Raw genomic sequence first — 19599 nt, forward strand, 5'->3', positions numbered from 1 at the left:
ATTCTGCCGGTTCATTTTCCCGGCGGTAAAAAAAGAGCGCCTTACGGCGCTCTTTCTTTGTCTGTCTCCTCGACCTCAGTGCATCGCATCCTCGGCCTTGCGCTGCTGCGCGCTACGAAAACGATAGCTGAGGCTCGCGTTGCCCTCGGCCACGTCAACGCTGACCGAGCCTCCGCTGACCAGCTCACCGAACAGCAGCTCATTGGCCAACGGCTTTTTCAGGTTATCCTGGATCACCCTCGCCATCGGCCTGGCCCCCATCGCACGATCGTAGCCGCGCTCCGCCAGCCAGTTACGCGCGGCGTCGCTGACCTCCAGCGAGACGCCCTTACCATCCAGCTGCGCCTGCAGTTCGACGATAAACTTATCGACCACCTGATGGATGATCTCCGTCGACAGATGGTTAAACCAGATGATGTTATCCAGCCGGTTGCGGAACTCCGGCGTAAAGATCCGCCGGATCTCCTCCATCGCGTCGCTGCTGTTGTCCTGCAGGTTAAAGCCGATGGACTTACGCTGCGTCTCCTGTACCCCGGCGTTGGTGGTCATCACCAGGATCACGTTGCGAAAATCGGCCTTACGCCCATTATTATCGGTCAGGGTGCCGTTATCCATCACCTGCAGCAGCAGGTTGAACACGTCCGGGTGCGCCTTCTCGATCTCATCGAGCAGCAGCACCGCGTGAGGGCTCTTGATCACCGCGTCCGTCAGCAGTCCGCCCTGATCAAAGCCGACGTACCCCGGCGGGGCGCCGATCAGGCGGCTCACCGTGTGCCGCTCCATATACTCGGACATATCAAAGCGCAGCAGCGGAATATCCAGCGCCCGAGCCAGCTGTACCGTTACTTCGGTCTTGCCGACGCCGGTCGGCCCGGCGAACAGGAACGATCCCACCGGACGGTGATCCTGATTCAGCCCCGCACGGCTCATCTTAATGGCCTCGGTGAGCGCGCTGATGGCCTTATCCTGACCGAACACCAGCATCCGCAACCGATCGCCCAGGCTCTTCAGTACGTCGCGGTCGCTGGCGGAGACGGTTTTCTCCGGAATACGCGCGATACGGGCCACCACCGCCTCGATATCCGCCACATTGATGGTCTTCTTACGCCGGCTCGCCGGCATCAGACGGCTGCGGGCACCGGCCTCGTCGATCACATCGATGGCCTTATCCGGCAGATGGCGATCGTTGATGTACTTCACCGACAGATCGACCGCCGCGCGCAGGGCCTTGGCGGTGTAGCGCACATCGTGGTGCGCCTCATACTTCGCCTTCAGCCCGTTGAGGATCTGCACCGTATCGTCGGCGCTCGGTTCGTTGATGTCGATCTTCTGGAACCGGCGCGCCAGGGCGCGATCCTTTTCAAAGATGTTGCTGAACTCCTGATAGGTGGTCGAGCCGATCACCCGGATGCGCCCCCCTGACAGCAGCGGCTTGATCAGGTTGGCGGCATCCACCTGACCGCCGGATGCCGCCCCGGCGCCGATGATGGTGTGGATCTCATCGATAAACAGGATGCTGTCGCTGTCCTGCTCCAGCTGCTTCAGCAGCGCCTTAAAGCGCTTCTCAAAGTCGCCGCGGTACTTGGTCCCCGCCAGCAGAGAACCGATGTCCAGCGAATAGAGGGTGCAGTTAGCCATCACCTCCGGCACCTCGCCCTGCACGATGCGCCAGGCCAGCCCCTCCGCAATGGCGGTTTTCCCCACCCCGGACTCCCCCACCAGCAGCGGGTTGTTCTTGCGCCGGCGGCACAGCACCTGTATGGCGCGCTCCAGCTCACGCTCGCGGCCGATCAGCGGATCGATGCCGCCGACCCGCGCCAGCTGGTTCAGGTTGGTGGTGAAATTCTCCATCCGCTCTTCGCCGCCGGGCGCCGCCGCGGCGTCATCCCCGCCGGGCGCATCGTTCGACCCGCCGCCCGCCGCCGGACCGGACTCGTTCTTATGAGTGCCGTGAGAGATAAAATTGACGATGTCCAGACGGCTCACGTCATGCTTGCGCAGCAGATAGGCCGCCTGGGACTCCTGCTCGCTGAAGATGGCCACCAGCACATTGGCACCGCTGACCTCGCTGCGCCCGGAGGACTGCACGTGAAACACCGCCCGCTGCAGCACCCGCTGAAAACTCAGGGTCGGCTGAGTATCACGTTCGCTATCCCCCTGGGGAAGCAGCGGCGTGGTCTGCTCTATAAAGGTCTCCAGCTCCTGGCGCAGGGCCGCCAGATCCACCGCACAGGCCTCCAGCGCCTCCCGCGCCGCGGGGTTAGTCAACAGCGCCAGCAGCAGGTGCTCGACGGTCATAAACTCGTGTCGATGCTCGCGCGCCCTGGCGAACGCCATGTTGAGACTGAGTTCCAGTTCTTGGTTGAGCATGGGCACCTCCCTTCAGTTACCCGATCAGGCTTTTTCCAGCGTGCACAGCAGCGGATGTTCATTGTCGCGCGCGTAGCGGTTGATCAATGCCACCTTGGTCTCCGCAACCTCTGCCGTGAACACGCCGCACACCGCCTTGCCTTTATAATGCACAGTCAGCATCAGCTGCGTTGCACGTTCAATATCATAGGCGAAGAACTTCTGCAGCACCTCGATGACAAACTCCATCGGCGTATAGTCATCGTTATTCAGTATGACACTATACAGTGACGGCGGCTGCACCGCCCTGCGAGTCCGATCCTCTGCCAGCGGCTCAAGATTCAGCCAATCGTTCAAGTTCGCCATTTCAATCTGTTACCTGTTCTCTTCTCCCGGCGGGGCCGGTCGATCATCTATCACTGAGCCATATCATAACTACCATCAAGATTACCAGCCAACCCTGCATTTCCGCCCGTCGATCGGACAAAAAAAGCGCACTGCCGCACAATTGCGTTAACTGCCTCAAACTTTGGTAAAAAGTTAGGGGGCTAAAAATAACCAGCCCTTGACGGCAACGGAGGCATCAATAGAGTGTAGACAAGCGGGGAATCGGTGGTAATTTGACCAGGCCGTCCCGCCCGGTGGTATGCCTGCAGCGCGAGGCTACCGCTGCCCGTAGGGTGCATTCCTAAGCCGTGGTGCAGCGATGTCCGCCACGGCTTAGGAACCTATCCTGAATCAGTCTTATCTCATTAACCGTGATCGCCGGCCTTCCGCCGCGATCTGCCACCGTAACGAGGGATGTATAAGCATGGAGACGGGTACCGTAAAGTGGTTTAATAACGCCAAAGGCTTTGGCTTTATCTGTCCGGCCAGCGGCGGCGACGATATATTCGCCCATTACACCGCCATTCAGATGGAGGGATATCGCACGCTGAAGGCGGGTCAACAGGTTCAGTTTGACCTTCATATCGGCCCCAAGGGTAATCACGCCAACACCATAATCCCCATTCTCAGCGAGCCGGCGTCCTAAGCGGCCTCACCGGCCGGATCCCCCGGCCGGTCTCTTCGGTCCGTCCCGCTCCACGTCAACCTCCCCTCAACCATCCGCCGATTCCATACACAATGAGGTAGCATATTGTGCTGCTGTTTAGGCAGCCTCCCGGAAAATTCTGTCATCGTTAACCCGCAATGACAGGTGGCACCATGTCGTCAATCGAAATCGGCCACGCCCGGCCCGTCTCACGCCCCGCTTTACCGCTGTTTACCAGCCTGGCGACGGGTCGTTATCGGCCGACCCGTCTCTGGAATAAGGCCGCGTTTCGCGCCAAATTTGCCCTGCGCGCGCTGCTGGCGCCCGGCGATACCTACCGTCTGCTGCAGATGCTGGCCGGACTGCCGCAGCGCGATGCCATTCTGCGCTGTCAGCCTCGCCTGCCGTGCCGCCTGCACCATCCCTACCTGAGCGTGCGCCTCTCCCGTCCGCAGATCATTGAAGCGCTGACGGATCACTATCGCCTGCTGAACCAGCTGCTGCCGATCTCCCGCTACCCGGCGCTGTACGCTGGGCAGGCGCTAACCCTGGCGACCCTCTGCGGGAAAAACGACCAGACATACTCTCTGCGACTGACCATGCTGGAGAAGCTGAGTAAAGAGGGGGATCTGTCTATCGCGCTATGCGACCAGCAGAATATACTACTAGCTGTGTGTACGTTTAGTTTTATCGACTACCATGGTGCGCGGACCCTCTTCATCGGCGGGCTGCAGGGGTCGTCGCCATCGCTGCCGCACAGCCATACCCAGACGGCCACCAAAGCCTGCCACGGTCTGTTTCCCAAACGCCTGCTGGCCGACGCCCTGTGCGAACTGGCGCGCATTGGCCGCTGCACGCAGATCCTGGCCGTCGGCAACGGCAGCCATATCTACAGCCACTGGCGCTACCGCCGCAAAAAACAGGCGCAGATGCTGGCCGACTATGACGGTTTCTGGCTTTCGTTGAACGGCGCGCCCACCGACGACGGCCACTTCCGCCTGCCCCAGCCCCCTCAGCGCAAACCGCTGGAAAGTATTCCGAGCAAAAAGCGCGCCGAGTATCGGCGCCGCTATCAGCTGCTAGATGAGATGCAGCAGGCGGTATGCGCCAGCCTTGGCGCGACGGCCTAGCGTCGCCCCGCCGCGCTAGAGGCCGGCCAGACCCGGCAGCACCTGCCACAGTCCAGCCACCAGCAGCGCGGGCCCAAACGGCGCCGGCGCCGCCAGACTCTCCCCCCGCCAGCGGCGCCGCAGGACAATGCCGACGAGCGTCAGCAGGGAGGCCAGCAGCAGCAACGCAGGCAGATCGGGCCAGCCGCACCAGGCGCCGAGCGCGGCCAGTAGTTTAACATCCCCGCCGCCGAGCCCCTGCACCCCGCGCCAGCGCCAGAATCCCCAGGCGATCAGCCACAGCGCCAGATATCCTGCCACGGCGCCGAACACCGCCTGCGGCAGATACGCCGGCTGAGACAGCGCGTTCCATATCAGCCCCAGCCACAGCAGCGGCTGAGTCAGCGCGTCGGGCAGCAGCAGGCTGGCCCGGTCGATCAACGCCAGGGCGAGACTCAGCGTACAGAAGCCCATCCCGCAGAGCCAGGCGACGCCGGGCGGCAGGCGCCAGGCCAGCGACAGCGCGATCGCCGCCAGCGCGGCGCTCAGCGCCGCTCGGCAGGGAAACGGAGAGAAATGACGATCGTGCCAGAGCTGCGGGAAACAGAGCGGACGCATGACCCGTAGCATCGCGCGCTGCAGAGGGGTGCCGAGCGCCAGGCCGCACAAGGCGGCCAGCGTCAGCCACAGATCCATGTCCACCGCCCGGCGGACGCTAGTCGGCCTTGCCGCGCGCCAGCCACAGCACCCGCGAAAACATATTCTTTAGCAGGAGTGGCACCTGACTCACGCCGACCTCCTCCGCCCGCGCCGCAACTATGATCGCCAGATCGGGCTTGGAGGCGCGGTGGATAGCCTTGGTGATCACCTTACGCGCCGACATCGGCGCCGACGCCGGGATCCCGGCCACGTGGTGATACACATCAGCAAAGCCCTCATGGTACATAAAGTGCTCCATATCCGGCGCCGGCAGCACCGTTAGGCGATCGCGCTCGCTCTCCTGCATCCCCTCCAGCAGCCCACGCACCGTCGCGGCATATTTACGCCCGGCCTCATCGCCATCGACCAGGACATGCCAGGCGATCCCCATTCGGCGGGCGAACTTAATCAGCGGGCGCAGGCCGCACTGGGCAAACTCGATCACCTTGATGCCTTCGGTATCGAAGTGGTAACCGCACTGACGCGCCAGCTCGCTCAGCAGCCACACCTCCGTCTCCCCCTCGACCAGCAGCCAACAGCGGGCGAACAACGACGAGGCGCGGTTAAAGCGAATGTGAAAGGCGATGCGCCGGCTGTCCTCCGGCGTCATACCGCGAGGTCCGATACGGTACGCCGCCACCCGCCCCGACTGGCGGACTAGGCGGCACACCCGTTCTACCGGCATCAGCGCCAGCAGATCGCCGGAGTTGGTGGTCGTCACCTTTTGCAGCGGCAGCTGGTTTAACAGCCCCCAGGCGACCGACAGCATGATCGGATGCAGACGGGTCTCCGGATCTTCAATCACCAGCAGCGGACGCGCGTGGCGATCGAGGATCACCGCCCCCTTGGCCTGCAGCAGCGTTGAAAACAGCCCCAGCAGGATCAGGCGCATATTGCGGCTGCCCGAGGCGGCGATCATCTGATTGATGTTTTCCAGCGAACGCCATGCCTGGCGACCGTGAATAATCTCATTGCGGTGGCGGCGCCGGGCGCCGACCGCCGTCTCGTCACCGTTAGTGGCAAAGTAGTGCTCCAGCAGCTGCTGCATGGCGCTCAAGCCGGCGCGCAGCTCGCCGTTACTCAGCTTCTGCGGGTTACACACCAGCTCACGGGTGAGCTCATCCAGCTGCTGCGCCACCTGTGCCTGATCGGGCAGATGACGGGCGGCCAGCACGCTGGGGTGCAGACGGCGAATAAAGCGGGCATCCCGCAGACGCAGCACCGGGTGCAGACGGATCAGCTCGCGCGCCAGCAGATCGACGTGGTGCAGGGCCAGCGCCTCCCCCTGTTCATTGAGAAAAGAGCGCCAGGTGCAGACCGTATCGTCGTCGCTCAGCTCGCCCTCCTGGCGAAAATAGATGCGCTGCAGGCGATCGTCGCTCTCCTGCCACAGGGGCGACAGCCGGTGATAGCGGCGGGCCCGGGCGTGGCCCCGCTCGGTTTCGCAAAAGGTAAACACAATCTGCAGGTGGTGCTCTCTGGCCGTTTCATCGCCGGGGGGAAAGTAGAAATCATGAGGCTCAAAGCGGTACAGCTCGCGCTCCGGCGACAGGCACAGGGTCAAGGCGTCCAGCAGGCTCGACTTACCCCAGGCGTTTTCACCGATCAAAACGGTATTGTCATCCAGCGACAGCGAGATGCGATTGATCCCGCGAAATCCTACGACCTCAATGCGTTCCAGGTACATGCCATCCCTCTCTCGTCGCCTCACTGCTATGAGGATGCGGGCAAAGCCTTATCGGGTCAAGGAATGCCCCCGCCGCGCTCGCCATTTTGTGCTGCTTTTCTAAAAAGCCAGGGGCAAAAAGAGGCAAAGATCCCTTTTTGTCCCTCCTGCGGACGCTGTGCCTTTACTCAAATCCCCCTTTTGAGTACGGTATTAGCTTTAAATTTAACACGTTAGGCTCTTATGTACTCTGGACTCTTGATCATTCTGGTGCCACTCCTGCTTGGCTACCTGCTGCACCTGCGTCATAAGACGCTGATCCGTTTAATTAACCGTATGCTGAGCTGGATGGTATACGTCATCCTGTTTTTTATGGGGATCAGCCTGGCGTTTCTCGATAATCTTGGCGCGAACCTGTGGCTGATCGGCAAATACGCCACGGTCTTTTTCGTGCTGATTATCGCGGCCAACCTGCTGGCGCTATGGCTGTTGGAAAAGCGCGCCCCCTGGCACGTCACCCACCGCCAGGAGGCGCTGCCATCGCGCCTCCATATGGCGCTGGAGTCCCTGAAGCTGTGCGGCGTCGTGGTGGGCGGCTTCCTGCTGGGCCTCACCCAATGGCCGTGGCTGAGCCACGCCACCCACGCCAGCGAATACGCCTTGATCCTGCTGCTGTTTCTGGTCGGCCTTCAGCTGCGCAACAGCGGAATGTCGCCGGCGCAGATCCTGCTGAATCGCCGCGGCATGATGATAGGCTGCGTCGTCTGCGTCAGCGCCCTGGTCGGGGGCGCCCTGGCCGCCTGGCTACTGGGCCTGCCCCTGAAGACCGGCCTGGCTATCGCCTCGGCCTATGGCTGGTACTCCCTATCCGGCATCATGCTGACCGAGGCCTTTGGCCCGGTGATCGGCAGCACCGCCTTCTTTAATGATCTGGCCCGCGAGCTGTTCGCCATCATGATGATCCCGACGCTGATCCAGCGCCACCGCAGCAGCGCGCTGGGACTGTGCGGCGCAACCTCCATGGACTTTACCCTGCCGGTACTGCAGCGCAGCGGCGGCATTGAGCTGGTGCCGGCGGCGATCGTACACGGCTTCCTGCTCAGCCTGCTGGCGCCGGTGCTGATGGCCCTGTTCTCCTCCTAACCCCCCGCCGGGCGGCGCTCCCGTGCCGCCCTTCGCCCTTCGCCCTTCGCCCTTCGCCCTTCGCCCTTCGCCCTTCGCCCAGAGATTAAAGAATAAATCCCATTCGCAACAAAAATTGCGTTATATCAAACAAAGTAAAAGTTGTATTAGAAATTCCTTTTTTGAACGCGATACCGGGCTTACTCTTCAAACAAGCATAATAAATACAACTTTAAAAGAGGGTTTTCCATGTACTGCGTTCAATGCGAGCAAACCATCCGTACCCCGGCCGGCAATGGCTGTTCCTACGCTCAGGGGATGTGCGGCAAGAGTGCCGAAACCTCCGACCTGCAAGACCTGCTGGTCGCCGCACTGCAAAGCCTCTCCGCCTGGGCGCTGCTGGCCCGCGAGCTGGATATCCGCGATCGCACCATCGACAGCTTTGCGCCGCGCGCCTTCTTCGCCACCCTGACCAACGTCAACTTCGACTCTGCGCGCATCATCGGCTACGCCCGCGAGGCGCTGGCGATGCGCGACAGCCTGCGCGCCGCCTGCCTGGCCAAGGCGCCGGGCACGCAGTGCGACCATCCACTGGCCGAGCTAAGCCTGCAGGGAGAGGATGTGGAGACCCTGCGCCGTCAGGCGGCAGAGTTCGCTCTGGACAGCGATCGGGCCGAGATCGGCGACGATATCCACGGCCTGCGCATGCTCAACCTGTACGGCCTGAAAGGCGCAGCGGCCTATATGGAGCATGCCCATGTGCTGGGCCAGCATAGCGAGGCGATCTACGCCCAGTATCACCACTATATGGCCTGGCTCGGCACTCAGCCGCGCGATATGGATACCCTGCTGGACAATGCCATGGGCATCGGCAAGATGAACTTCGCCATCATGGCGCAGCTGGATAAGGGGGAGACCGAGGCCTACGGCGATCCCACCCCGACCTCCGTCAACGTGCGGCCGGTCGCCGGCAAATGTATCCTGATCTCCGGTCACGATCTGAAGGATCTACAGATGCTGCTGGAGCAGACCGATGGCCTCGGCATCAACATCTACACCCACGGTGAGATGCTGCCGGCCCACGGCTATCCCGAGCTGCGTAAATACCGCCACCTGGTCGGCAACTACGGCAGCGGCTGGCAGAATCAGCAGCAGGAGTTTGCCCGTTTCCCCGGCCCGATCCTGATGACCTCCAACTGCATCATCGATCCCAACGTCGGCAACTACAGCGATCGCATCTGGACCCGCAGCATCGTCGGCTGGCCGGGCGTACGCCATCTGGAAGGCGATGATTTCAGTCAGGTGATCGCCCAGGCGCAGGTCTGCGATGGCTTCCCCTACAGCGAGATCGAACACCTGATCACCGTCGGCTTTGGTCGCGCCACCCTGCTCAACGCGGCGGACAGCGTGATCGACCTGGTCGCCCAGAAGAAGCTACGCCACGTATTCCTGCTCGGCGGCTGCGACGGCAGCCGCGATGAGCGCAGCTACTACACCGACTTTGCCCGCGCCATCCCACAGGATTGCCTGATCATGACCCTGGCCTGCGGTAAGTACCGTTTTAACAAGCTGGACTTCGGCACGCTGGAGGGGCTGCCGCGCCTGCTGGACGTCGGCCAGTGCAACGACGCCTACGGCGCCATCATGCTGGCGGTCAATCTGGCAGAGAAGCTCGGCTGCGGCGTCAACGATCTGCCGCTCAGTCTGATCCTCTCCTGGTTTGAGCAGAAGGCCATCGTCATCCTGTTGACCCTGCTGGCGCTGGGCGTCAAAAACATCTACACCGGGCCGACCGCGCCGGGCTTCCTGACGGATAATCTTCTGGCGATCCTCAACCAGCGCTTCGGCATGCGCGCCATCAGCACGGTCGACGCCGATCTGAACGGTATACTCGGCCACGCCTAACCCGGCAACCTTAAGCGCCCCACGCCGCCTGGCGCGGGGCGAAATCCTGACTGCGAGACGCCATCACCATGACCATGCCAACCCCCCTTTGCCCCCACCGGATGCAGGTCCACTCCCTGCGCCAGGAAACCCCCGATGTCTGGACGCTAAACCTGATCTGTCCCGACTTTTATCCCTACCGTCCCGGTCAGTATGCGCTGGTCAGCATCGACGGCAGCGAAGAGACTCTGCGTGCCTACACGCTCTCCTCGACCCCAGGACTCAGCCCCTTTATTACCCTGACGGTACGCCGCCTGGACAACGGCGTCGGCTCCGGCTGGCTGACCCGCCAAGTCCACCCGGGCCACGAACTGTGGCTTTCACCGGCGCAGGGCAGCTTCACCTGTCCGCAGGCGGACGCCACCCGCTATCTGATGCTGGCGGCCGGCTGCGGCGTCACCCCGATCATCGCTATGACCCGCTGGCTGCTGGCGCATAGCCCGAGTACGGATGTCGCGGTGATCTACGCGGTTCGCACGCCGCGCGACCTGATCTTCGCCGACGAATGGCGCCAGCTGGCCGAAGCCCACCCGCAGCTGCAGCTGATCCTGCTGGCCGAAGCGGAGGCAACGGGCGCGATCCTGCCGGGACGCCTCAGCCGCGAGCTGCTACAGAGCCGAATCCGCGCCCTGGCGGAGCGTACGGTGATGATCTGCGGCCCGGCGCCCTATATGCGCCAAGCGCAGACCCTGGTGAGCGAGTTAGGCGTCCCGGCGCAGCAGATCCACCTGGAGCGCTTCCAGCCGGAGACGGCGAGCGCGCCGGTCGGCGGCACGCTGCGCATCCTCTCCAGCTCACAGCCCGGCGACTACCGCGCCGCCGTCGGCAGCACGCTGCTCAGCGCGATGGAGCAAAACCGGCTGCCGGTACAGGCCGCCTGCCGCGCCGGCGTCTGCGGCTGCTGTAAAACCCGTATCCTACACGGTGACTATCAGGTCAGCAGCACCATGACCCTCACCCCGCAGGAGATAGCCCAGGGCTATGTGCTGGCCTGCAGCTGTCAGCTCAACGGGGATGTCGAGCTGGCCTGACCGGGCGCACTCAGGCCAGCGTGCATGCCATGGCGCGGGAGATGCCATCGATCCGTAAGGGGCCCCCCGCGCCACCCTCCCCCCGCGTCTGTGCCGGAGTCCGCTTATGCAGATGTATAATCTTGCCTGTCTCTCACACATAAAATAACTGTCACTGCGCCAGTTGCTCAAATGAAAAAAACAGCAAAATTTAAACAGTGAAAATGCAAACACCCGCAATCATCAAAATAGCTCAGCAAAAATCCTATAAGGATCGCCGGTGTATGAAATGGGAAACGTTGAGAGGGAGCAATGATTGGCTGATGGATCAGACACCCACCATCCAGGGGAAGTTTCGGTTAATTATCACTACCGACTAGCCACAGATATTCGAATAATACCTTCTGTTATCGTTTTATCAGAAATGATAGAGATTCACGCAGCATTACTTCTGGAAAGCAACCTCCAGATAATGCAACCACTATATATTCAGGGTAAATTAATTTGATGTTGCGTCAATCATCGCCATGACTTGTTTAAACATCTCACTCCCTGGATTAGCCAGAGCGTTGACTAAGGTAAAGTGGTTACTCTCACGATCATCTAATAATGTTACATTCAGACCATTTTCACGACAAGCCTCATAATAAGCTCTGATCTGGTGTTTAAACCCTAACATTTATTTACCACCGGCACTGATAAAAATTTTTGCGCAGAGGTTTTCTTAGGCAAAGAAAAATAGGGCTGACACTTTTTGCTTGCTCAAGTGATAAATGCAGCAACTCATTGCTAAATATATCGCACAGCAGGCGAAAGTCATAGATACCGCTCATCGCCAGCACGCCTTTTATCGCATCCTCCGGAAGCCGATAACGATTATGCCAGCCTTCAGAAACCAGTGAGCTGCACAGATGGGCACCAGCCGAACTGCCGATGATAAAAATACGTGCAGGATCAATACCAAATGGTTCGCCATGAAAATATAGCCAAGCGACCGCGCTACGCACCTCATGTACAATTTCTGCCACGGTTGCCACAGGCGCCAGGGTATACGGCCACACCATGACGGGTGAACGAGGCAGCCATCGAACAGGCATCCTCTTTACGTTGTGAACACCAGTATCCACCATAAATAAAAATCACTAAGGGTGCAGCTTGAACGCTTTCCGGAAATAAATCAATCCGCTCAGCAGCAGCCATGCCGTAGCGTAGATCGTAAATACCCGGCGTTTATAACTTGGCCTGCTTGGCAAGTTCGGCATACTCCACCATATAGGCATCAAAATCTTCTACTGAAGCGCGTGCGTTATATTGGATTACCCGTTCCTTAATATTTTCAAAGTTTAGGTCAATGTTCATATGTTCATCTCCATTTATTGAATTTTATCATTAAATTCACAAATGAGAATTTTTATTATTTACGTACAGTAAATTTCATATAGTACCCCCTACCATATAAATGTATCAAAGACTAATTTAATGAATACATGCTACGCCTGAACATTTATTGATGAGAGAGGCTTGGCATTATTTCATTTATCACAACTGTTCCTGATTTATATTAAAGTCATTCCCACAAAAGGAAAATTTTTGCTTATTTGTGCTTATTTCCTTGGCGCCAATATTGGAAAATATTTTTACATCCTCGATCGTCCGTAATGGGTGCGACCTGCCTTCTACGCAGTAAATTCAATGAGATATAATGTAACAGAATTTCCGTATTCGATTGATTTAATGAGATGATTCCCCCCATCCCCATTCTGCAGAGGTATGCTCAAAGAGCACCCCACGTGACAGAGAGCATCCTGCAAAATGTTACGCGATGGGTATCGCTCCCAGCAAACACGCTCTCCGTGTTCATGGTCAAGCTAAATCCGGCCGTCACTGTTACGTAAACATTTTTCGCGCGCCTGTTTGACAGGATATCCGGCGGCTAGCGTGGTGATAGAAACATCTGCTGGTGCTCATTTTATACCCAGCCTATCGACAACCGGAGAAGGCGGCGCGCCGAGCCCCCGGCAAAGTGAGCGCCCATGGGATATTTCTGCCCAACTACCGTGAATACGCGCGCACAATCGATCGCGTCGTCCCTTTGCTTTTTCTTTGGCAGCCCAACGGCGGCGTGGTACAACTGGGGCTTTCCCATGGATGTAGCCGACCAAGGAGTGCCCCATGTTAGATCTGCGCAGCGATACCGTTACCCGCCCGAGCGAGGCCATGCGTCTGGCCATGTCACGCGCCGAGGTCGGCGATGATGTCTATGGCGACGATCCCAGCGTCAACCGACTGGAGCAGGAGGCCGCCGAGCTGAGCGGCAAGCCGGCGGCGCTGTTTCTCCCCAGCGGAACCCAGGCCAACCTGGTGGCACTGCTGAGCCACTGCCAGCGCGGCGAGGAGTATATCGTCGGCCAAAAGGCGCATAACTACCTGTATGAGGCCGGCGGTGCGGCGGTGCTCGGCAGTATTCAGCCCCAGCCCATCGACGCCCTGCCCGACGGCACCCTGCCGCTGGAGCGGGTTGCCGACGTGATCAAGCCCGACGACATTCACTTTGCTCGCAGCCGCCTGCTCAGCCTGGAGAACACCCATAACGGCAAGGTGCTGCCGCTCGACTATCTGGCGCAGGCCTGGGCGTTTAGCCGCGAAAAGGGGCTGAGCCTGCATATCGACGGCGCCCGTATCATGAACGCCGCGGTGGCCCTTGAGGTGCCGCTGACGACCCTGACCCAATACTGCGATACCCTCACCCTCTGCCTCTCCAAGGGGCTGGGGGCGCCGGTCGGCTCGCTGCTGTGCGCCGACGCCGACTTTATTCAGCGCGCGCGCCGCTGGCGTAAAATGACCGGTGGCGCCATGCGTCAGGCCGGTATTCTGGCCGAGGCGGGGCGTTATGCCCTGCGTCATAACGTCGAGCGTCTGCGCGACGATCACGCCAACGCCGCCTGGCTGGCCGACGCGCTCTCGTCCCTGGGACTCCGGGTGCTGGCGCCGGGTGCCCAGACAAATATGCTATTTTTACAGTTGGAGGCCGATGAGGCCGCCGCGCTGGGCCCCTGGATGCGCCAGCGCGGGATCCTGATCAGCGCGGGCGTCACCACGCGACTGGTGACCCACCTGGACGCCACCCGCGCCGACCTACAGCGGCTGGTCGAACTGTGGCAAACCTTCCGCCAGACATACCCTCCGGCGAACGGTGCGCCGCACGCCCACGCCACCTACGGCTAACCTCTCAGCGCGGAGATCTCACCATGGGCGGACAACGTATTCTGGTCTTGGGCGCCAGCGGCTATATCGGGCAGCATCTGATCCCACAGCTGTGCGCCCGTGGACACCGGGTACGCGCCGCCGCACGCCGCATTGGTTGGCTACAGGCGCGCGGTTGGCCCGGCGTCAGCTGTCAGTATGTCGATCTGTACCAGCCGCAGACGCTGCCGGCGGCGCTGGACGATATTGACGTGGTCTACTATCTGGTGCATGCCATGGGCGACGGTGACGACTTCGTCCGCGCCGAACTGCAGGCCGCGCAAAACGTTAGCCGGGCGCTGAGCGTTTCCCGGGTACGTCAGGTGATCTTTCTGGGCGCGCTGCAGCCGCGGGAGGCACAGCCCTCGTCGCGTCACCTTGCCGCCCGACGCGAAACCGGGGAGATTCTGCGCACCAGCGGCGTCCCCGTTACCGAGGTCCGCGCCGGGATCGTCATCGGCCCTGGTTCCGCGGCCTTCGAGGTGATGCGAGACATGGTCTATAACCTGGCCATTCTGACGCCGCCGCTCTGGGTGCGCTCCAAAAGTTCGCCCATCGCACTGGAGAATCTGCTGATCTATCTCAGCGCGCTGGCGGAGCTGCCGGACAGCGACGATCGGACGTTCGAGGTCGCCGGCCCCGAATACATCAGCTACCAGACCATGTTTGAACGCTTTATCCGCGTCAGCGGCAAGCGGCGCTGGATGATCCCCCTACCGATCCCGACCCGCCTGATCTCGGTCTACTTCCTGCACCTGATCACCTCGGTTCCTACCAGCACCGCCCGCGCGCTGATCGAAGGGCTGAAGCACGATCTGCCCGCCGACGATGCGGCCATCGCCCATCTGATCCCACAGACGCTGATCGGCTTTGATCACGCGCTGAGCGAGACCCTTGCCCGTGAACGCGAGGTGGTCGACTCCGCCGACTGGGGCTACGATCCGCAGGCCCGCGCCCGCTGGCGACCGGGCTACGGCTTCTACCCGAAGCAGGCGGGGTGCCAAATCGACACCTCCGCCTCGCGCCGCGCGCTATGGCAGGTCATACAGCAAATCGGCGGCGACAACGGCTACTTCTTTGCCAACCTGCTGTGGCAGATCCGCGCCCGCCTTGACGATCTCAGCGGTAACCGTGTCGTTTATGGCCGCCCGGCGCGCCAAACCTTGCAGATAGGCGATCTTATCGACGGTTGGAAGGTGATCACCCTCAAGGCGGAACATCAGCTGACCCTGCTGTTTGGGATGAAAGCGCCGGGGCTGGGGCGCCTTAGCTTTACCCTGGGCGAACACAACGGCCTACGTACGCTGGACGTGCGCGCCTGGTGGCATCCCGCCGGTTTTTCCGGCCTGCTGTATTGGTTTACCATGATGCCGGCTCACCTGTTTATCTTTCGCGGCATGGCACAGCGCATCGCCGAACTGGCCGAGGCCTGGGACGAGGCGCATCCCCCGCAGGTCGGGAGCTCATCCGACAAAGCGCCGTCCACGGTGCCCTAACCCCCTGCGCGCCGGGGGAAATCCGGCGGCGCCGGGCTGTTCACCGTAGGAGCAACCAGCGCCGATATTACAATTCTGCTAAGTAATCCGATTGCATGTCGCGCCGATTCACGGAAAAATGGCACCCTTATTGCGCAGCCGGAGCGATCGGCGCTCCCGCAGCAGTCAGATGGCCACGTACAACCGGCCGCAACGAACGGCCCGATGGATGGCCCACGGTGGATAGGCAAGTATGAAAGTTTTGGTGACCGGTGCAACCTGCGGTCTCGGGCGTAATGCCGTTGAATATTTACGTCAGCGGGGGATCAGCGTCCGCGCAGCGGGGGATAATCTGGCCATGGGGCAGGTGCTGCAAAAAATGGGGGCGGATTTTATCCACGCCGATCTGGGCAACCTGGTTTCAGCGCAGGCGAAAGCGATGCTGAACGACGTCGATACCCTGTGGCACTGCTCCGGATTCACCTCGCCATGGGGATCGCAAGCGCTGTTTGAAACCGCCAACGTACGGGCCACCCGCCGCCTGGGCGAATGGGCCGCCGCCTACGGCGTGGGTCAGTTTATCCATATCTCCTCCCCCGCCGTCTACTTTGACTATCGCCATCACCACGGCATTCAAGAAGAGTTTACGCCGACGCGCTACGCCAACTACTATGCACGCAGCAAGGCCGCGGGCGAAGAGGTGATCCGCACCCTGGCGCTGGCCAATCCGCAGACCCACTTTACCATTCTACGTCCGCAGGGGCTGTTTGGTCCCCACGATAAGGTGCTGCTGCCCCGCCTGATGGGCACGATGAAGAAGCATGGCTATCTACTGCTGCCGCACGGCGGATCCACCCTGCTGGATATGACCTATGAAGAGAACGCGGTGCACGCCATGTGGCTAGCCAGTCAGCGCCCTGACACCGCCTCGGGACGGGTATATAACATCACCAACCACCAGCCGCAGACGCTGCGCCTGATGCTGCAGCAGCTGATCGATGAGCTGGGGATCGCCTGCCGCCTGCGCACGATCCCCTATCCGCTGCTGGATATCATCGCCCGCGGTATGGAAAAGCTGAGTACGCGCAGCGCCAAAGAGCCGGCGCTGACCCACTACGGCGCGGCCAAGCTGAACTTTGATATGACGCTGGACACCGCCCGGGCACAGAGTGAGCTGGGCTATCAGCCTATCGTGACACTGGAAGACGGGATCGTGCGCACCGCCCGCTGGCTGCGCGACCATGGCCGCCTACAGCACCGCTGAGCACCTTAATCGGCGCCGCCGTACTGCGCGATCAGCGCATCGACGATAGCGCTGGTTTCGGCGTCCGGCTCTCCGCGGAAATCCGTCGGGCGGAAGTGCATCTGAAACGCCGCGATGACCCGCCGGGAGGCCGCGTCATTAATGCCGCTGGGCTCAATCTGATATCCCCACTGCGCCAGCCGCCGCTGTAGATAGGCGACGTCCGGCGGACGTTGCCGGTAGCGCTGCAGATAGGCCCTGACCCGCACCGCCTCCGGCCAGGCGCCGATCCCCTGCTGCGCCAGCATCTGCCAGGGAAACAGCGGACCGGGATCCACCTTGCGCTGCGGCGCAATATCCATATGCCCGACCACATTCTGCGGCGCGATGGCGTAGCGCCGGACAATATCCTGCGCCAGCGCGCGGACGGCGGTGATCTGCTGCGGAGTGAAGGGATACCAGACAATACCGTGCGGCGTACGCCGGTAGCCAGGGTTTTCAATTTCAATACCGATCGAGTTATCGTTGAGGTGGGTCTGGCCACGCCAGTAGCTGATCCCGGCATGCCAGGCGCTACGCGACTCGGGCACCAGCTGCCACACCACCGGCCGACCGTCCCGCTGCGGCGGCACGGCGGGGACCAGATAGTGTGCGCTGACCCGTTTCCCCGTCAGCACCCGCAGGGACGACGGAAAATCCTCCGCGGTATAGTGCAGCACCAGATAGCGAATCCGGGGCTCGGCGCGCAGCGCGCGCTGGCTATCATCCACCCAATAACCGCCGCGATCGCGCAGCGTAGGTGACTGCTGACAGCCGACCAGCAGTAACAGTGCCAATAGGGCGGACGTTTTTCCCCACATCGTTTCGCCTCTCCGCGTCATCTTCTCCAGCGCAGATATTACCCGCTGTGGTTGACGACGTCAGCTTCGCTGTCCATATTCCGCTATCCGCACAGGTGTGTATCGGCCCATTTCACCGCCTGAATCCGATTTTTCACCGCTATTTTCTTAAAAATATTATAGATATGCGTTCTGACCGTATTTTCGCTGATATACAAAATACGCGAGATATCCAGATTGCTTGCACCCTGCTGCATCGCCTTTAGCACCTCCAGCTCGCGCAGGGTCAGGCGCGGCGTGGGGGCCGTATCGCCCGACGGTTCCTCCTGCGCAGTCACCAGCAGGGCTCTCAGCCGGCGGATCAGCGTCTGCTGATGTGTCTTGGCCGGAAAGGCCGCGATGATACTCCCATGCTGATGCCACGCCAGCGCCTCATCATGGGTATTCACGTTGATCAAAATAATTCGCCGACCAACCCGCTGATTAAATATAGCCTCAAGCCAACACGCTCGCTGCGCCGGCTCAGCGTCAAGCAACATTGCATCAAATATAATCAAGGCACAGTCATCCAATAAATACTTTGAACTCTTGGGTGCATCAAGCAGATAAATTGGCACGCTAAGATAATTGTTAAGCACATCGACCAGAAGCATCGACTGTAGCGTGGGGTGGGTAATTAATGAGAGCCCGTTTTTTTCCTTAAATACGTCATGGCTTATCGCCATCATGAAATCCTCTTCATGGAAACGCAGACACTAATTTTTAACGATAAGGCTAAGCGCTGACTAATAACTAATTGAGATATCACCCACGATATAATCAAAAAAAAGTAATAAAAGATAGCCTGATGTCCACAAACTCTCCGTACAACCGGCATCAAACGCTGGCTATTACGGGTATTACAAGAGATGACCTATGTAGACCGCGACGATCGCCGCAGACGGAAAAAGCACGCGCCGGATAGATTGCCTAAGCATATTCGGTAATTATTCAGCTGTCAAAACATCCTATCCGAATGTTGGTGCAATAAAAGCCATTTCCTCCAATAGGCGACTAATCAGTGCATCGCTTATCATTTTTACTTTAAATTAGATAGCAAGGCCAGCAAATTAAAATACTATTTTTTACCGAGATAAATACGAACTTCGTATTAGTTACAAACCAAAGATCCCAGACAAAAATAAAGTGCCAGAAAAAAGCACCAGCCTGTCAATCGTGATTTTATTTTTTAAAGATGAGATTTTTCTGTTCTGTGATGCACTCCATCACGCAGCGGAATAATGCCCATCCTAAAACAAGGAGTTGTCATGAAGAGCGGTATTATTTTCATAGCGATGCTAAGCGGCCTTTTTATTTCATCTGCGGCACTCGCCGCCCCCGCCCCCGCGGGTCAGCTGCGGATTCAGGGCGAAATTGTGGGCGCCTCCTGCACGATTCAAAACTCAGATCAGCTGCTCCAGCTGCCGCTGGTCGGCGCCGATCAGTTTATTAACGTCAATCCGGGTGAAATTTATACCGGGGCCTCCGCGCAGGCCGATATTAATATCGTCTGCAGTGGCTATGAGGGAGAGACCCTGACGCTCAGCTTCGCCAACAGCAATATGAACGACAAAGGCGTGATCGCCCCGACTAGCGGTGCCGCCACCGGCGTCGGTTTTCAGCTGAAGGTCAAGGATAAGCTGATCAATAGCTATAACACCCAGCACACGCTAATCGGCACGGACGGCAACTATGTCCTGCCCATCACCGCCTACTACCACAAAATCGGCGACACCGTAAACAAAGGCGCGGTGAGCTCCGCCGTCACCTACACCGTTACCCACGATTAACTTAACCCGCGGGACTCCGCCGGGAGTCCCTGTTCCCT

18 protein-coding genes are annotated in these 19599 nt (G+C 59.9%); 9 read left to right on the top strand and 9 right to left on the bottom strand.

Going from position 1 to position 19599, the window contains the following annotated elements; genetic code table 11:
* Positions 1-75: 75 nt before the first annotated feature.
* Both clpA and clpS read right to left on the bottom strand, forming a co-directional pair.
* Complete coding sequence (clpA, locus tag ETEE_RS00865) at positions 76-2370, bottom strand: ATP-dependent Clp protease ATP-binding subunit ClpA (RefSeq protein ID WP_034162489.1); 2295 nt, start codon at positions 2368-2370, stop codon at positions 76-78.
* 24 nt (positions 2371-2394) lie between these two features.
* Positions 2395-2715 (bottom strand): ATP-dependent Clp protease adapter ClpS, encoded by a 321-nt coding sequence (clpS, locus tag ETEE_RS00870; protein WP_034162490.1) that lies wholly within the window; start codon positions 2713-2715, stop codon positions 2395-2397.
* A 445-nt stretch (positions 2716-3160) separates the two neighbouring features.
* On the opposite strand from clpS, the gene cspD reads away from it, so the two are divergent.
* Positions 3161-3382 carry a cold shock domain-containing protein CspD gene (cspD, locus tag ETEE_RS00875; protein ID WP_034162491.1) on the top strand — a complete coding sequence of 74 codons (222 nt, stop codon included), beginning with the start codon at positions 3161-3163 and terminating at the stop codon, positions 3380-3382.
* A 173-nt stretch (positions 3383-3555) separates the two neighbouring features.
* A complete protein-coding gene (locus tag ETEE_RS00880; protein WP_034162492.1) occupies positions 3556-4512 on the top strand; it encodes a VirK/YbjX family protein in 957 nt (318 codons plus the stop codon).
* Positions 4513-4527: 15 nt separating this feature from the next.
* On the opposite strand, the gene ETEE_RS00885 is transcribed toward ETEE_RS00880, so the two are convergent.
* Complete coding sequence (locus tag ETEE_RS00885; protein ID WP_034162493.1) at positions 4528-5187, bottom strand: prepilin peptidase; 660 nt, start codon at positions 5185-5187, stop codon at positions 4528-4530.
* Positions 5188-5206: 19 nt separating this feature from the next.
* On the bottom strand, positions 5207-6877 hold the full coding sequence (locus ETEE_RS00890; protein WP_034162494.1) for an ATP-dependent endonuclease: 1671 nt from the start codon (positions 6875-6877) through the stop codon (positions 5207-5209).
* Positions 6878-7099: 222 nt separating this feature from the next.
* Here ETEE_RS00890 and ETEE_RS00895 point away from each other — a divergent pair, with 222 nt between their 5' ends.
* From ETEE_RS00895 to hcr, 3 genes are all read left to right on the top strand, one after another.
* A complete protein-coding gene (locus ETEE_RS00895) occupies positions 7100-7999 on the top strand; it encodes a LysO family transporter (protein WP_034162495.1) in 900 nt (299 codons plus the stop codon).
* Between the two features lie 228 nt (positions 8000-8227).
* On the top strand, positions 8228-9883 hold the full coding sequence (gene hcp / locus ETEE_RS00900; protein WP_034162496.1) for a hydroxylamine reductase: 1656 nt from the start codon (positions 8228-8230) through the stop codon (positions 9881-9883).
* A 68-nt stretch (positions 9884-9951) separates the two neighbouring features.
* Positions 9952-10953, top strand: coding sequence for an NADH oxidoreductase (hcr, locus tag ETEE_RS00905; protein ID WP_034162497.1), 1002 nt, complete (start codon positions 9952-9954; stop codon positions 10951-10953).
* 478 nt (positions 10954-11431) lie between these two features.
* On the opposite strand, the gene ETEE_RS21745 is transcribed toward hcr, so the two are convergent.
* The 3 genes from ETEE_RS21745 to ETEE_RS22165 all read right to left on the bottom strand — a co-directional run bounded on the left by ETEE_RS21745 (position 11432) and on the right by ETEE_RS22165 (position 12291).
* Positions 11432-11611 carry a hypothetical protein gene (locus ETEE_RS21745; protein ID WP_225865089.1) on the bottom strand — a complete coding sequence of 60 codons (180 nt, stop codon included), beginning with the start codon at positions 11609-11611 and terminating at the stop codon, positions 11432-11434.
* 4 nt (positions 11612-11615) lie between these two features.
* Positions 11616-11960, bottom strand: a complete 345-nt coding sequence (locus tag ETEE_RS21750; RefSeq protein ID WP_245145268.1) for an alpha/beta hydrolase — start codon at positions 11958-11960, stop codon at positions 11616-11618.
* Positions 11961-12162: 202 nt separating this feature from the next.
* Positions 12163-12291 carry a hypothetical protein gene (locus ETEE_RS22165; protein ID WP_255640293.1) on the bottom strand — a complete coding sequence of 43 codons (129 nt, stop codon included), beginning with the start codon at positions 12289-12291 and terminating at the stop codon, positions 12163-12165.
* 813 nt (positions 12292-13104) lie between these two features.
* Between ETEE_RS22165 and ltaE the strand changes: the two genes are divergently transcribed.
* The 3 genes from ltaE to ETEE_RS00925 all read left to right on the top strand — a co-directional run bounded on the left by ltaE (position 13105) and on the right by ETEE_RS00925 (position 16914).
* Positions 13105-14157: a low-specificity L-threonine aldolase gene (ltaE, locus tag ETEE_RS00915; protein ID WP_034162498.1), complete on the top strand. Its 1053-nt coding sequence runs from the start codon at positions 13105-13107 to the stop codon at positions 14155-14157.
* A 23-nt stretch (positions 14158-14180) separates the two neighbouring features.
* Positions 14181-15671, top strand: a complete 1491-nt coding sequence (locus ETEE_RS00920; protein ID WP_034162499.1) for a DUF2867 domain-containing protein — start codon at positions 14181-14183, stop codon at positions 15669-15671.
* 232 nt (positions 15672-15903) lie between these two features.
* Entirely contained in the window at positions 15904-16914 is a 1011-nt protein-coding gene (locus ETEE_RS00925) for an NAD-dependent epimerase/dehydratase family protein (protein WP_034162500.1), read from the top strand.
* 5 nt (positions 16915-16919) lie between these two features.
* Here ETEE_RS00925 and ETEE_RS00930 read toward each other — a convergent pair whose 3' ends face one another.
* On the bottom strand, positions 16920-17753 hold the full coding sequence (locus tag ETEE_RS00930; protein WP_034162501.1) for an N-acetylmuramoyl-L-alanine amidase: 834 nt from the start codon (positions 17751-17753) through the stop codon (positions 16920-16922).
* Between the two features lie 83 nt (positions 17754-17836).
* Positions 17837-18460: a LuxR C-terminal-related transcriptional regulator gene (locus tag ETEE_RS00935; protein ID WP_034162502.1), complete on the bottom strand. Its 624-nt coding sequence runs from the start codon at positions 18458-18460 to the stop codon at positions 17837-17839.
* Positions 18461-19039: 579 nt separating this feature from the next.
* Between ETEE_RS00935 and ETEE_RS00940 the strand changes: the two genes are divergently transcribed.
* Entirely contained in the window at positions 19040-19561 is a 522-nt protein-coding gene (locus ETEE_RS00940; protein WP_034162503.1) for a fimbrial protein, read from the top strand.
* Positions 19562-19599 lie beyond the last annotated feature (38 nt).

It is taken from the genome of Edwardsiella anguillarum ET080813, from assembly GCF_000264765.2.
Lineage (GTDB): Bacteria > Pseudomonadota > Gammaproteobacteria > Enterobacterales > Enterobacteriaceae > Edwardsiella > Edwardsiella anguillarum.

What these genes read in the sequence shown, in the direction of transcription:
- clpA (WP_034162489.1), bottom strand. Translation starts at nt 2,370, where the DNA reads ATGCTCAACCAAGAACTGGAACTCAGTCTCAACATGGCGTTCGCCAGG.
- ETEE_RS00940 (WP_034162503.1), top strand. Translation starts at nt 19,040, where the DNA reads ATGAAGAGCGGTATTATTTTCATAGCGATGCTAAGCGGCCTTTTTATT.
- ETEE_RS00890 (WP_034162494.1), bottom strand. Translation starts at nt 6,877, where the DNA reads ATGTACCTGGAACGCATTGAGGTCGTAGGATTTCGCGGGATCAATCGC.
- ETEE_RS00930 (WP_034162501.1), bottom strand. Translation starts at nt 17,753, where the DNA reads ATGTGGGGAAAAACGTCCGCCCTATTGGCACTGTTACTGCTGGTCGGC.
- ETEE_RS00925 (WP_034162500.1), top strand. Translation starts at nt 15,904, where the DNA reads ATGAAAGTTTTGGTGACCGGTGCAACCTGCGGTCTCGGGCGTAATGCC.
- ETEE_RS00935 (WP_034162502.1), bottom strand. Translation starts at nt 18,460, where the DNA reads ATGATGGCGATAAGCCATGACGTATTTAAGGAAAAAAACGGGCTCTCA.
- ETEE_RS21745 (WP_225865089.1), bottom strand. Translation starts at nt 11,611, where the DNA reads ATGTTAGGGTTTAAACACCAGATCAGAGCTTATTATGAGGCTTGTCGT.
- ETEE_RS00920 (WP_034162499.1), top strand. Translation starts at nt 14,181, where the DNA reads ATGGGCGGACAACGTATTCTGGTCTTGGGCGCCAGCGGCTATATCGGG.
- hcr (WP_034162497.1), top strand. Translation starts at nt 9,952, where the DNA reads ATGACCATGCCAACCCCCCTTTGCCCCCACCGGATGCAGGTCCACTCC.
- ETEE_RS00895 (WP_034162495.1), top strand. Translation starts at nt 7,100, where the DNA reads ATGTACTCTGGACTCTTGATCATTCTGGTGCCACTCCTGCTTGGCTAC.
- hcp (WP_034162496.1), top strand. Translation starts at nt 8,228, where the DNA reads ATGTACTGCGTTCAATGCGAGCAAACCATCCGTACCCCGGCCGGCAAT.
- ltaE (WP_034162498.1), top strand. Translation starts at nt 13,105, where the DNA reads ATGTTAGATCTGCGCAGCGATACCGTTACCCGCCCGAGCGAGGCCATG.
- ETEE_RS00885 (WP_034162493.1), bottom strand. Translation starts at nt 5,187, where the DNA reads ATGGATCTGTGGCTGACGCTGGCCGCCTTGTGCGGCCTGGCGCTCGGC.
- cspD (WP_034162491.1), top strand. Translation starts at nt 3,161, where the DNA reads ATGGAGACGGGTACCGTAAAGTGGTTTAATAACGCCAAAGGCTTTGGC.
- ETEE_RS00880 (WP_034162492.1), top strand. Translation starts at nt 3,556, where the DNA reads ATGTCGTCAATCGAAATCGGCCACGCCCGGCCCGTCTCACGCCCCGCT.
- ETEE_RS22165 (WP_255640293.1), bottom strand. Translation starts at nt 12,291, where the DNA reads ATGAACATTGACCTAAACTTTGAAAATATTAAGGAACGGGTAATCCAA.
- clpS (WP_034162490.1), bottom strand. Translation starts at nt 2,715, where the DNA reads ATGGCGAACTTGAACGATTGGCTGAATCTTGAGCCGCTGGCAGAGGAT.